This window comes from Flammeovirga sp. OC4, from assembly GCF_000812565.1.
GTDB lineage: Bacteria > Bacteroidota > Bacteroidia > Cytophagales > Flammeovirgaceae > Flammeovirga.
In genome coordinates this window covers 80,422-93,770 of the sequence record NZ_JTAM01000022.1, presented here as the reverse complement: position 1 = coordinate 93,770, position 13,349 = coordinate 80,422, and the positions used below count along the sequence as shown (strand labels likewise).

The 13,349-nt window shown below is 37.8% G+C and carries 10 protein-coding genes; 9 read left to right on the top strand and 1 reads right to left on the bottom strand.

Annotated elements, in window-relative coordinates; genetic code table 11:
- From PL77_RS14575 to PL77_RS31335, 6 genes are all read left to right on the top strand, one after another.
- Positions 1-1,470, top strand: coding sequence for a RagB/SusD family nutrient uptake outer membrane protein (locus tag PL77_RS14575; RefSeq protein WP_044206633.1), 1,470 nt, complete (start codon positions 1-3; stop codon positions 1,468-1,470).
- A 32-nt stretch (positions 1,471-1,502) separates the two neighbouring features.
- Complete coding sequence (locus tag PL77_RS14570) at positions 1,503-2,726, top strand: PKD domain-containing protein (protein WP_044206630.1); 1,224 nt, start codon at positions 1,503-1,505, stop codon at positions 2,724-2,726.
- Between the two features lie 67 nt (positions 2,727-2,793).
- Entirely contained in the window at positions 2,794-4,143 is a 1,350-nt protein-coding gene (locus PL77_RS14565) for an endo-1,4-beta-xylanase (protein ID WP_044206628.1), read from the top strand.
- Positions 4,144-4,409: 266 nt separating this feature from the next.
- Positions 4,410-5,927 carry an MFS transporter gene (locus tag PL77_RS14560; protein ID WP_216595905.1) on the top strand — a complete coding sequence of 506 codons (1,518 nt, stop codon included), beginning with the start codon at positions 4,410-4,412 and terminating at the stop codon, positions 5,925-5,927.
- 16 nt (positions 5,928-5,943) lie between these two features.
- Positions 5,944-6,924 (top strand): glycoside hydrolase family 43 protein, encoded by a 981-nt coding sequence (locus PL77_RS14555; protein ID WP_044206622.1) that lies wholly within the window; start codon positions 5,944-5,946, stop codon positions 6,922-6,924.
- A 657-nt stretch (positions 6,925-7,581) separates the two neighbouring features.
- Positions 7,582-8,916: a glycoside hydrolase family 11 protein gene (locus PL77_RS31335; RefSeq protein ID WP_063769022.1), complete on the top strand. Its 1,335-nt coding sequence runs from the start codon at positions 7,582-7,584 to the stop codon at positions 8,914-8,916.
- Positions 8,917-9,048: 132 nt separating this feature from the next.
- On the opposite strand, the gene PL77_RS14545 is transcribed toward PL77_RS31335, so the two are convergent.
- A complete protein-coding gene (locus tag PL77_RS14545) occupies positions 9,049-9,672 on the bottom strand; it encodes an acetate uptake transporter (RefSeq protein WP_256380340.1) in 624 nt (207 codons plus the stop codon).
- A 279-nt stretch (positions 9,673-9,951) separates the two neighbouring features.
- On the opposite strand from PL77_RS14545, the gene PL77_RS14540 reads away from it, so the two are divergent.
- Genes PL77_RS14540 through PL77_RS14530 form a run of 3 tightly spaced genes read left to right on the top strand, consistent with a single transcriptional unit; the run spans position 9,952 to position 13,337 of the window.
- Positions 9,952-11,643: a DUF5107 domain-containing protein gene (locus PL77_RS14540; protein ID WP_044206618.1), complete on the top strand. Its 1,692-nt coding sequence runs from the start codon at positions 9,952-9,954 to the stop codon at positions 11,641-11,643.
- Positions 11,644-11,662: 19 nt separating this feature from the next.
- The gene (locus PL77_RS14535) at positions 11,663-12,463 is read left to right on the top strand and encodes an SDR family NAD(P)-dependent oxidoreductase (protein WP_044206616.1); all 801 of its coding nucleotides are present in this window, start codon (positions 11,663-11,665) and stop codon (positions 12,461-12,463) included.
- Positions 12,447-13,337 (top strand): SMP-30/gluconolactonase/LRE family protein, encoded by an 891-nt coding sequence (locus tag PL77_RS14530; protein ID WP_044206613.1) that lies wholly within the window; start codon positions 12,447-12,449, stop codon positions 13,335-13,337. The genes PL77_RS14535 and PL77_RS14530 overlap by 17 nt, the downstream gene beginning before the upstream one ends.
- The last annotated feature ends 12 nt before the right edge of the window (positions 13,338-13,349 follow it).

The window sequence follows — 13,349 nt, the reverse complement described above, 5'->3', positions numbered from 1 at the left end:
ATGAACAAAAGAAACTCTATATATTTATCATTATTGATGATCGTTTTTGGAAGTAGCTGTAGTACAGATTTCCTCAACGTTTCCAATCCAAATGAACTGACAGAAGACACTTATTTTAAGAATAAATCACAGTTGCAATCTTCTGTGGATGCTTCTTATGTCAACCTTCAGTCCAAAGGACTTTACATCCGTCATTTATTTTTTATGAATGATAATATGGGACATGAAGTAGAACTCAACCCTCAGCATGAAGCAGACAAACGTCAGTATTATAACTTTACTTTTGATTCCAACCATGAAGGTATTTTTACCTATTGGGACAACTGTTTCAGAGGTATTAATAAAGCCAACTTTGTCATTTCAAATAAAGATAAGTTTGAAAATGTGACACAAGATGATGTGGATAAAGCTTTAGGAGAAACCCATTTTATGAGAGCGTTTTACTATCATTTGTTAGTGACTCGATTTGGCGGAGTACCTATTTATCCAGAGCTTACTGACGTACCTCAACCTAGATCTACAAAAGAAGAGGTATATCAATTTATTTTAAATGATTTAGAAGTGGCAGCTTCATTATTACCAACTCAAGGAGCTACTGATGGCGGTAGAGCAACGGCAGGCGCGGCATGGGCATTAAAAGGAAAAATGCACTTGTTCAGAAAAGAATGGCAAGAAGCAGCAAATGCTTTCCAAAATGTGACGGGCTATACTTTAGTAGAGGATTATATGGATAACTTCTTGGAAGAAACAGAATATAATTCAGAGTCAGTATTTGAGGTAGGTTTCACACGTGAGTTTGGTTGGTCAGACCAAGATACTTGGTGGGTAGAAGATGCTTCAGGAATGCAGTTTGTTTCTTTGAGAGGCCAAGAATACGGTTGGAACGACTGGTTCAACTCATATCCTGGAGACGATCTTTTGGACGAATATGAAGCCAATGATCCTCGTTATACTGCCAATTTTTATACGGACGGTGAGTTATTCAATAATGGAACTGAAGTTGTAAGTCTGCCAGACCACAGAGCGGCATGGAAGAAATACCAGAACTATTACCAACGTCCTAAGGAAGAGATTGCATCAGGAATCAATCACAGAGTCATTCGTTATTCAGATGTATTATTGATGTGGGCTGAGGCTGAAAACGAATTAGGAAATGCTTCAAAAGCCATTGAACTGATGAACCAAGTGAGAGCAAGAGTCAATATGCCTTTGTATGGTTCTAGTGAAATGAACGCTACTTATCCTGTAGGAAGCAAATCAGATATCTTCCAAGCGATTATTCACGAAAGAAAAGTGGAATTGGCAGGGGAGCAAGTGAGATTCAATGATCTATTAAGATGGGATTTAGCATCAACAGTTTTAGCAGGAACAGGTTTTGTCGCTGGTAAATCAGAATTACTTCCTATTCCTCAAAAAGAGATTGATGTGAATCCAGAAATCTCAGCTGCAGATCAAAACCCTGGCTACTAATAGTGTCTTGTCAAATTGAAATTGAATGAACTATGAAAAAGAACTTATTATACATATATCTTATAGGACTTCTTTCGATATGGGGATGTTCTAATGAGGATTCTTCTCCAGTGGAAGAAATGCCAAAAGCCGCTTTTACGGCAACTCCTTCAAGCGAAAATCCAAACTATATTGTACTGGATAATCAGTCTACCGGAACTTCAATCATGAGCTCATGGAAGTTCAAAGAAGATGGGCCGTTTGTAAGAGGATCTCAAGGTGTTGATACCACTTATTATCCTAATGAAGGGACTTACAAAATCACTTTATATACGGGAAATAATATGGGTGTAGATACAGTTTCAAAGGAAATTGTAATTGCTCAAAGAGATCCTGATTTACCACCAGTAGGTGGGGATGCATTCTTGCTGTTAGGTGATTTTGAAGATGGAGAAGTTGGCGATTGGAATGCTTGGGGACAAGATGTTTCAGTGGTAAGCAACCCTTCAGGTTCTGCGGTTAATCCTTCGGATAGAGTATTAAAAATGACGCAGACAGAGCCTTGGCAAAACAGTGCAGTGAGAAATATTCCACAGGTTACGCCATTCGCTACCAAGATCGTAGTAGATGTATATATGGAAGTGGCAGGAGAATTAAAACTTCAAATTGAAGGTGATTTTGCTACAGGTTATTTCCAAGCGGTGCCAGCAGGTGAGTGGGTAACATTGGAGTATGATTTAGAAGGTCAAGTAGATGCAGCAAAAGAATACCCTTGGATCCTTTTCCAAGGTAATACAGCGGGTAGTTTCTACATTGACAATATCAAATACTATGCGTTAGATATCGGTGGAAACAACGGTACAGTTTATGGCGATTTTGAAGATGAGCAAGTAGGAGATTGGAATGCTTGGGGACAAGATGTTTCTGTAGTAGCCAACCCTGCGGTAGATGCTGTAAACGCTTCTGATTTTGTATTGATGATGACACAAGTAGATCCATTCTCAGTCAATGCCGTAAGAAACGGTCAGATTGTAGGTGTGGCAGCAGATAAAATTACGGTGGATGTGTATTTCGAACAAGCAGGTTCCTTAAAATTACAGCTGGAGAGTGATTTTGAGACAGGCTATTTCCTTGATGTCGAACCAGGTAAATGGGTAACATTAGAATATAACCTCGTAGATCAGATAGATGGTAGTACTGAATACCCTTGGGTGGTCATTCAGGGAAATACAGCAGGTAATTATTATGTAGACAATATTACCTATTTCGAACAATAATAGTGTAGACAAACAATCCAGGGAGCTATTCCCTGGACTGTTTTTAAAATTAGAAAATAATAGAATCATGAAAAGAATTTTAGTATATCTATTGGCTGCATTAGTACTTTCATTACAGTCTTGTGTAGATAATAAAGAGCAGGAAGTAACACTTTCAGCACCTGATATTTATAAGATCTCAAATCTTAAAGCAAGTAGTTTTACGGCAGATTGGACAAGCGTTGTCAATGCTCAAAGTTATGAGCTGAACCTTGCTACGGATGAAAACTTCTCTAACCTAGTGGCTCCTTATGAAAGCGTAGTGACAAAGGATGATTTTTATACTTTTGAAGAATTAGCGAACGGACAGACTTTTTATTTGAGAGTGAAGGCTCAACTGAAGGAAAAAACTTCCACGTTCTCCAATTCCAAATCAGTGACTACTTTGGAAGCGGATGGAGTTGAGCCTGATACTCCTCTAAAAGATGTGGCTACTACCTTCAGAGTCGGGATGGCTACGATTGTGAACCGTTTGAATGGTACGCATGACGAAATTTACAGAAGAGAGTACAATCAGATTTCGGCAGAATGGGAAATGAAAATGAACATCATGTATCCTGAGCAAGGAAGATATGATTTTACATTGGCAGATCAGTTGGTGGAATACGCTCAAAACAACGGAATGGAAGTACACGGTCATGCTTTAATTTGGCATGCTGCCACTCCAAGTTGGGTAGAGAATTTCGAAGGAACAGATGAGGAATTCTCAGACATGGTAGAAGATTATATCAAAACTACGGTAACAAGATACAAAGGAAAAGTGGTGTCTTGGGATGTGGTTAACGAGGCTATTGATGATGCAGGAGGCAATTATAGAAACACTGTATTTTTAGAAAGAATGGGTGAAAACTACATTCAGAAGTGTTTTGAATGGGCAAGAGAGGCAGACCCTGATTGTCTCCTTTTCTACAATGATTACAACTTGTGCTGGGATAAAACGAAGCTGAATGGTGTGATCAGTAAAATTGTAGATAATTTCCAAACGAATAATGTCCCATTGGATGGTGTAGGTTTCCAAATGCACATCAGTTACAATGGCCCATCAAAAAGTGCGATTGCTGAGAATACAAAAATGATCACTGATAAAGGATTATTGATGCACTTCTCAGAATTAGATGTGAAAATCAACCCTGATAATGACCTTACTTCTTCAACGGAAGAAAGAGAATTTGCTCAAAAAGACAAAGTGAGAGAAGTGGTGGAAGTATACAATGCAATTCCTGAAAGCAGTAAGTTCGCTTTGACGATTTGGGGATTGAAAGATAATGAATCTTGGATACCAAGTGTTCAAGGACACGATGATTGGCCTTTATTGTATGATAAAGATTTCGTCATCAAAAAAGCACATACAGGCTTCTTAGAAGGCCTTCAAGAATAGAGTTAGCAATGGGGAGAAAGCTGGGAATAGTAGTACCACTTTCTCCACCTAACAAACAAGCATTTTTTACCAAAAAAGTAGTGAGGTGTTTCGTACACCATAGTTAAAACTATGGGCAGGTGATAAGCAAACTTAAATCAAGACTGAAGTCTTGAAGGTTTAAAAAACGGAAACATCACTTTAGTGTTGTTGGAGTTAGTATTCCCTGCCCATGACTTCAGTCATGGTGCGCGATATTTCTATCTATTACTTAAGATTAAATGAAAATGAACAATCAAAAAGTATCTTTAAAAGAGAAAATTGGTTACAGCCTTGGTGATTGCTCCGTGAATTTTGTATTCCAAATCATGTTGGTGTTCCAATTGGGCTTTTATACGGATGTATTCGGCATAAAAGCCACAGCCGCAGGTACCATACTGCTTTTAGCAAGAGTGATTGATGCTTTTGTGGACCCCGTAGTGGGAATTATGTCTGACAGGACCAATACAAAATGGGGGAAATACAGACCTTGGGTACTATGGACAGCCATTCCATTTGGATTATTTTTCTTTCTGGCTTTTACCACTCCTGACCTTACAGAAAGGTATAAAGTCATTTACGCAGGTATCACATACACGCTCCTAATGGCAATCTATTCCCTTAACAATACGCCTTATTCTGCATTGCATGGAGTGATGTCAAGTGATATTAATGAAAGAACAAATATTGGTTCTGTCAGATTTGTATTGGCCATGATTGCCTCATTGGTGGTACAAGGTTTTACTTTACCATTGGTTGATAAGTTTGGGCAAGGTGATGATCAAAAAGGGTGGTCGATTACAATAGGTATATTTTCGTTAGTAGCAATTGTGTTTTTTGTGATTACCTTCTTATCAACCAAAGAAAGAATCACACCGCCACCATCACAAAAGACAAGTATCAAACAAGATTTTAATGATCTGAAGAAAAACGGACCTTGGTTCTCGATGTTTATCGTGACGCTTTTCATTTTCACAACCTTATCATTATGGGGAGGAGGAATGTATTACTTCTTTAGCTATTACATGAAACCAGAAGCCATTTTTTCATTCCTCGAACAATTCAATTTAATTCAAAATACAAGCGGAGACCCTTCTCTATTACAAAAACTAATGGGCACTTTTGGGTTGCTGGCATTGCCGGATAAGAGTAATGCATTTAGCGTAGGATTTAGCTTTTTCAATATGATCGGTCAGTTTGTAACCATCATAGGAGTACTGACATTATCAGCTCCTTTAGCCAAGAGATTCGGAAAGCGTAATACATTTATTGTTTGTCTATTTTTGACAGCAGTGTTTACGGGATTGTTCTTTTTTGTTCCAGAAGATAACGTTGGGGTAGCATTCACTTTAAATATCCTGAAGTCCCTTTTCTATGCCCCAACTATCCCACTTTTATGGGCAATGATGGGTGATGTAGCTGATTATTCAGAATGGAAATACAATAGAAGAGCGACCGGGTTTGTGTTCTCAGGGATTGTTTTTGCCTTGAAAGCAGGGCTTGGGTTAGGAGGAGCATTGTGTGGGTGGATCGTATCAGTTTATGGTTACGAACCTAATATAGTACAGTCAACAGAAGCGATTTTCGGAATCCGATTAACGGCTTCCTTAGTACCTGCCACCACCTTTATGGTATCCGTTATCTCTCTTATTTTTTATGTGATTACGAAAGACTTTAACATTAAAATTCAGTCTGATCTTTCAGAAAGAAGACAATTACAACAATCAGCAAGTGCATTAGAATTAGAAGATGTTTCAATAAATTAATTCAAATAGAAATACAATGGAATTAGTACAAAATAAACCAAAATATATAGCAGACCATATCTATTCCGCAGATCCATCTGCACATGTTTTTAACGGAAAATTATACATCTACCCTTCACATGATATAGAGTCAGGTGTACCCGAAAACGACAATGGAGACCACTTCAATATGCAAGATTACCATGTATTTTCAATGGACGAAATTGATGGTGAAGTGAAGGACCATGGTTGTGTATTAAAACTAGAAGATATCCCATGGGCAGGGCGACAAATGTGGGCACCCGATGCAGCTGAAAAGAACGGGAAGTACTATTTATATTTCCCGATGAAAGATAAGAATGATATTTTCAGAATGGGTGTAGCTATCAGCGACAAACCTGAAGGTCCTTTTATTCCAGAAGCCACTCCAATGGATGGAAGCTATAGTATTGACCCTGCTGTTTTGCAAGACAACGAAGAAGATTATTATATGTATTTCGGAGGTATTTGGGGTGGACAATTACAACGATACAGAGACAATAAAGCCATAGAGGTAGGGCAAGAGCCTGCAGATCATGAAAATGCTTTATGTCCAAAAGTGGTGAAATTGACAGCAGATATGAAAGGCTTCGCAGAGGAACCAAAAGATTTAGTAATTCTAGATGAAAATGGTGAACCTCTAAAAGCAGGAGATCATGATAGAAGGTATTTTGAAGGACCTTGGATGCATAAATACAACGGCAAATATTACTTCTCTTATTCTACAGGAAACACACATCAAATCTGTTATGCAGTAGGTGATTCCCCTTACGGACCATTTCAGTACAAAGGTGTGATTTTAACTCCTGTAGTAGGATGGACCACACATCATTCCATCGTAGAATTTAATGACAAGTGGTACTTGTTTTATCACGACAGTAAACCTTCAGGTGGAAAAACATGGTTACGAAGCGTCAAATTTATCGAAATAGATTATAGTAGTGACGGGACAATTTCAACAATCGACGGTCAAATGTAACGGATAGTTTAATATTTCATTTCGAAAAGCATATCAATTTGATGTGCTTTTTTTATGTATATCCTTTAAAACTAAGTACATGGAAAGAAGAATAGAGACAAAATATCGTACACCATGACTAAAGTCATGGGTAGGTGATATTGACTCCGACAACACTAAAGTGTTGCCTCCGTTTTCAACCTTCAAGACTTTAGTCTTGATTAGGTTGCTGTATCACTTGCCCATAGTTTTAACTATGGTGCACGAAACCCCCGATTATTTTTTTCCTAGTATTTATACTCTTACAAATGAAGCACCCAGTGCAACATTTTTCGCGCTTCATTTTTGATGTTTTTTGACCCCAATTTTATATTTTATAATTCTTCATTAGCATAGTTTTACTTTCAACGAGATATCTCTTAAGCTGTTGAGCATTTAAAATTGGGATAGATTGGATTTATATTTTTGAGTCTATTCAAGGCAGAATAGAAGAGCATAGCTATAGCTACGAGATGATATTCTAACGTAGAATAGGCTAAAAAAGATAATCCAAAACTTCCTATTTTAATTGAACAATAGCTTTGATGAAATGAATTCAACTCTTCTACTTTCTATGTTGTTCCGGCTACCTCATTAGCAAAGAGAAAGAGTGCTAACTAAATCAACTACAGTATTGAAATGAAAAATTATCAAATTAAAAAAAGATCTCAGGTCGATCTTTTGAAGGACTTTTACATCCTTTTATGTACTGCTCTAACTATTTTTCTTTTATCCCTAACCACTAATGGAACAGCCCAAACCATTTGTAATAATGAAATAGGTAACCAAGGAGGCTACACTTATGAATACTGGAAAGATTCAGGCAATGGGTGTATGACACTTAACAATGGAGGCAATTTCTATGTTTCATGGAATAACATTGGCAACCTTTTAGCAAGAAAAGGGAAGCGTCCAGGTGTGAAAAATCAGACGGTGACGTATGGCGCGAATTACCAACCTTCTGGTAATTCTTATCTATGCATTTACGGTTGGACTACAAGTCCATTAGTAGAATATTATATTGTAGAAAGCTGGGGAAGCTGGCGTCCGCCGGGAGGAACACCTAAAGGCTCAGTGACAACTGATGGAGCAACTTATGATATTTACGAAACCACTCGAGTTCAACAGCCATCCATAGAAGGTACCAAAACGTTTCAGCAATATTGGAGTGTCCGAAGGTCCAAAAGAACAAGCGGTACGGTCACTTGTGCGAATCACTTTAACGCATGGGCTTCATTAGGAATGAATATGGGGAATTTATATGAAGTGTCATTTACGGTTGAAGGCTACCAAAGCAGTGGTACTTGTGATGTGTACAGCATGACCATGGGTACAAGTAATGGAAACAGTGGCGGAAGTGGTAGTTCTAATACCATCAAAGTCAGAGCAAAAGGAATCAGTGGTCAGGAGAAGTTGAATGTGAGAATTGATAATCAAACGATACAAGTATTGTCATTGACCAATAACTTCAAAATTTATACAGTCAATACCAATTCTTCTGGAGGTGTAAATGTAGAATATTTTAATGATGCTAACGGTAGAGATGTGCAGGTAGATTGGGTAGAAATCAATGGAAGCCGAAAGCAAGCAGAACAGCAATCTTACAACACAGCAGTTTGGCAGAATAATACATGCGGAGGACAATACAGCGAATGGATGCATTGCAATGGTGTTATCGGTTTTGGAAATACTTCAGGAGCAAGACAAAGAAGTCTATCTAGCCTTGAAGAACATTCTGAAAGCATTATTTTTCCTAATCCGATTAATGACAATTACTTCACTGTCAAAAATGTTGATTTGGGTATTATAAATGAGATTTTAATTTATACTTCTCAAGGTCAATTAGTAGAAACAATTACTACAGAAGGAGAAACCACAACTTTCCAATTACCTCCTTTGATGCACCAAGGAATCTATTTTTTCCATGTAATAGGTACCGAAAATACTTTAACTCAAAGAGTGGTTATTCAATAATGCTTGTATGTAGGCACGTAGCCTGCTACGTGTAGTTATGAAACTATATCAATGAAGGTGTTATAAAAAAAATCCGCTATTACTATGGAAACCTCATAGCAATAGCGGATCATTTATATCTATAGAAACAGACTACTTAATAATCTTATTTCCTAAAGGTAATACTACTTTACCCGCTAACTCGTTGATGATAGCGGCTGCCATCATGTACCATGCTGCCATAGCACAAATAATCAAGTCAATTGCAGCGATTGGTTTGAAAGCTTCAGAAACAAAGTGCTCTAAAACTAAGAATAAGAATCCTAAAAGAAGCGTACCGAAAGTAAACGCCATTGCCGTGTGAATTCTTAAAGAAGCGATAAACATGATCAATGTATAAAGCATCCAAGCTAATAAGAAGAACCCTACATCTGAGTGAGAAGATTCATAAATACCGTAGTGGTTACAAAGCCAGATGATACAAAGGCCCATCCAGAATGCACCGTATGAAACGAATGCTGAAAAACCGAAGCTGTTCCCCATTTTTTGCTCTTGGAAACCGGCAATAAATTGTGCCAATCCACCAAAAATGATTCCCATAGCCATCACAGGACCTAAGCCTACCCAGCCTAAGTTATGGAATTGTAATAATAATGTCGTTAAACCAAAGCCAGCTAAACCTACAACAGCAGGATTCCCGTTTTTCATTTTTTGATTAGTTTGATTGATAGATAATTGTTTTACAGAGGGAAACCCCTCCTTTTTTTGCAGTCGCAAAAGTACTAATATATAGATCGATCATTCGTTAATGAGTGGTAATCCAGTACCTTAAGGATATAATAATTATCAATTCGGATCTCCCATTTATCGAAGGGTTGTAGTGTTTTTGATTCCTAAAAAAATATTTTCAAAAAAAAAGAAGAATGAATACGTCAAATAAATGATAGATGTCTAAAAGGTAGCTTTTCACTACTTTAAACACTACGTCATTACTACTCACCTATTGCCTTTCATGTTTGTAGCGACATAAATTATGATAACAAACAAAAGCATGAAATGAAAAGACACTTACTAATACTCTTATTATTAATACTTCAGACGAATATTTTCGCTCAAGTACAAGTGAGAGATACTACGCTTTTATGGCAACATTATGATTATACTTTAGATGAACATTACAGCATAACCTCTTTTTCTACTTCTGAAATTGTGGAAAGAAAATTCAAGGGCATTGTGATGGAAAATGAACTCGTAAAATTAACTGTAGTACCTGAATTTGGTGCGAGAGTAGTATCCTTTATTTATAAACCTACTGGTCATGAGCAGCTCTATACAAATGAGTTAGGAGTTCCTTATTTGATAGGGGATAATATTTTTTATCATGACTGGCTGATGCAATATGCTGGTGTTTTTCCTACTTTCCCAGAACCTGAGCATGGCAAATACTGGTGTGTTCCATGGAATACGGAAGAACCACAACTATTGGAAGATGGTGTGAAATTATCCATGTGGATGAAAGACGATAGGTCTAATCCCCAACGTCCTCCACAATACAATAATGGCGTCACCAATGTAACTTGTCATTTTGATGTAGTTTTGAGAGAAGGAGCATCCAACTTTGAGATCAATGTACGATTAGAAAATCTTGCAGTAGAAAAGAATTTGGAATATTGGACATGTGTCACATTTGCTCCTGGTTCAACTGTAGAAAACCCAAGAACTTCTTTCAACTCAGAGATGATTGTACCAATAGACCAATATGAAGTGGGTTGGAGCCCTGCCAATTGGCTAATGGGTATGGATGAATTGGTTTCTAATGGACCTAGAGTGCAGGAGTATAATAATCTGGCATTACTCAAAAACTGGGAAGAACAAGGCATTGCTTACGCTTATCCTGATTTTCAAAAGAATTTTTACGGCGTGATCAATCACGACAATGAAGAAGGACTTTTTAGAATATCAAGTGATCAGTCGGTTACTCCTGGCCTGAAGTTTTGGGCCTGGGGTGAGCCTGGGGAAAATGTAGATACCGATAATTTTTATGATTACGAAAGACCTAATATTGAATTATGGTCAGGTCTGTCTCAACAGTTTTTTGAAGATTACACCATGCCTGCTCATCAGGTTTTAGAATGGACGGAGACGTATATGCCCTCAGTGGGGCTAAGTGCTGTTGATTTTATCAATCCTGATATAGCAATTGATATCAAACAAATGTCTTACAATAGACTTCAATATTCTACTTTCCAACCCGTTCAAAAAGGATATAAAGTACAATTAATAGTGATGGATGATGGTAATGAAGTTTACAAGAATACATCTACTCTTCAATCCTCTACCACGCAATCTATTTCAGAGGAGTTGATCTTTTCTGAATTAGATATACCTTCTGATACCTATGAAGGAAGCCTTTCGCTACTTTATAATGATGCTGTTTTATACGCTGAAAACTTTAACATAATCGTAGGAAACGAAGGAGATCCTTCTAAAGGAGATGGTGTTATCAATAGTCTAGACAAGGAGTTCGTTGTTCAATTTAAAAATCAGGAAACAGGTCAATTGGATTTGATTTTTAAAGAAAACACACAAAAGTTCGTACAAGTCTTTGATTTAGAGGGAAGGGTTGTTTTTCAGCAGTACTCTCACCAAAAGAAGATCCATATATCTTCTCTAACTAAAGGTATTTACATCGTCAATATTCAAGACAACAATCAAAATAGACTCATCAAGAAAGTGGGCATATTGTAAATTTTTTTAAGCTACTATTATGAAAGGATTACAAGGTAAAAGAGCATTAGTCACAGGAGGAGCACAAGGAATTGGAAGAGCATGCGTAGAAGCATTTCTTTCTTATGGATGTTCCGTTGTTATTTCGGATATAGAAGAAGAAACAGGGTTAGCAGCTGTGGAAGAGTTGAGAGCGAATGGAGGAGAGGTCTATTTCATTCAAGGAGATATGTTGGATGAAAAGTTTTGTGAAGAGCAGGTCGCTTTTGCGATTGAAAAAATGGGCGGCTTGGACTTCTTGATCAATAATGCGTTTTCATTTATTGCTGCAGGAATAGACGCAAAACGTAGTGAATGGCAACGTTCGTTGGAAGTGGGGCCTATTGGTTTTGCGAAGATGATCCAAGAGGTGAGTAAACTAATGCAACAACATGGTAAAGGAGCTATTGTCAATATTTCTAGTATCTCGGCACATATAGCACAGCCAGGAAGATGGACATACAACGCAGCAAAAGGTGCCGTCAATCAATTAACAAAATGTGCAGCGTTGGATCTTGCTCCTATGGGAATTAGAGTCAATTCGGTGAGTCCGGGATGGATTTGGACAAGGGAAGTGATCAAGTCAGCGGGGTATGATCAAGAAAAATATGAACCGATATGGGGAAAATTCCATATGATGAGAAGATGCGGAAAACCAGAGGAAGTAGCGAGCGCATGTATGTTTTTATGTAGTGATGAAGCAAGCTTTATTACGGGAACAGACCTGCCTGTAGATGGTGGTTACCTTGGTTTAGGAGGTGAGGGAATTGGAGAAGATGCAGAGTATGCAGGCAGTAATTAATAAAAATATTGAAACGTTGGAATGTATTTGGAACATTCCATCTACTCTTGGAGAAGGCCCACTTTGGGTGGAATACGAACAGGCGGTCTATTGGCTGGACATTGTAGAAAAGAAAGTGCACCGTTACTCTACTTTCAATCAATCTAAAAAGTCATGGCAACTGAGTTTTGAGTTGACAAGTTTAGCCTTCAGAGAAAGTGGTGGTTTTATCGGTACCGTTCGAGATGGTTTTGCTTTGATTGATTTTGAAAACGATGATTATAAAATGATTCAGTCGTTGGAAGAACATCTACCGGAAAACAGATTTAATGATGGAAAAGTAGATACTTATGGCAACTTCTGGGCAGGGTCAATGGATGAAAAGGAGAAGAAAGCGTCTGGAAGTTTATACAGGTTAGGAGCAGATGGGAAAGTAGCACATTTAGACAGTGATTACATCATTACTAACGGCCCTGCATTTAGTCCAGATGGAAAAACACTCTATCATAATGATACCATTAAAAGGGTAATTTATGCTTATGATATTGAGGATAAAAGCATTAAAAATAAAAGAGTTTTATACCAGCTCAACGATCCCGAAGGTTACCCTGATGGCCTCACGGTAGATGCTGATGGCAATCTGTGGCAATGTTCTTTTGCGGGAGCAAGAATAACAAAATTATCACCACAAGGAGAGGTACTGGAAGTGTATGAAATGCCAGTGCCTAATATTACAAGCTGTACGTTTGGAGGAGAGCACCTTGATACATTATACATCACAACAGCAAGGTACCTGATGACAGATGAAGACAAACAAAAATTTCCTCTAGCAGGAAGTCTATTCGCTTTTAAGCCTGGCGTAAAAGGGCTTCCAACATCATTAGTTCAATATTAAAAAAACAAACAA

What these genes read in the sequence shown, in the direction of transcription:
- PL77_RS14540 (WP_044206618.1), top strand. Translation starts at nt 9,952, where the DNA reads ATGAAAAGACACTTACTAATACTCTTATTATTAATACTTCAGACGAAT.
- PL77_RS31335 (WP_063769022.1), top strand. Translation starts at nt 7,582, where the DNA reads ATGAAAAATTATCAAATTAAAAAAAGATCTCAGGTCGATCTTTTGAAG.
- PL77_RS14570 (WP_044206630.1), top strand. Translation starts at nt 1,503, where the DNA reads ATGAAAAAGAACTTATTATACATATATCTTATAGGACTTCTTTCGATA.
- PL77_RS14535 (WP_044206616.1), top strand. Translation starts at nt 11,663, where the DNA reads ATGAAAGGATTACAAGGTAAAAGAGCATTAGTCACAGGAGGAGCACAA.
- PL77_RS14560 (WP_216595905.1), top strand. Translation starts at nt 4,410, where the DNA reads ATGAACAATCAAAAAGTATCTTTAAAAGAGAAAATTGGTTACAGCCTT.
- PL77_RS14575 (WP_044206633.1), top strand. Translation starts at nt 1, where the DNA reads ATGAACAAAAGAAACTCTATATATTTATCATTATTGATGATCGTTTTT.
- PL77_RS14565 (WP_044206628.1), top strand. Translation starts at nt 2,794, where the DNA reads ATGAAAAGAATTTTAGTATATCTATTGGCTGCATTAGTACTTTCATTA.
- PL77_RS14555 (WP_044206622.1), top strand. Translation starts at nt 5,944, where the DNA reads ATGGAATTAGTACAAAATAAACCAAAATATATAGCAGACCATATCTAT.
- PL77_RS14530 (WP_044206613.1), top strand. Translation starts at nt 12,447, where the DNA reads ATGCAGGCAGTAATTAATAAAAATATTGAAACGTTGGAATGTATTTGG.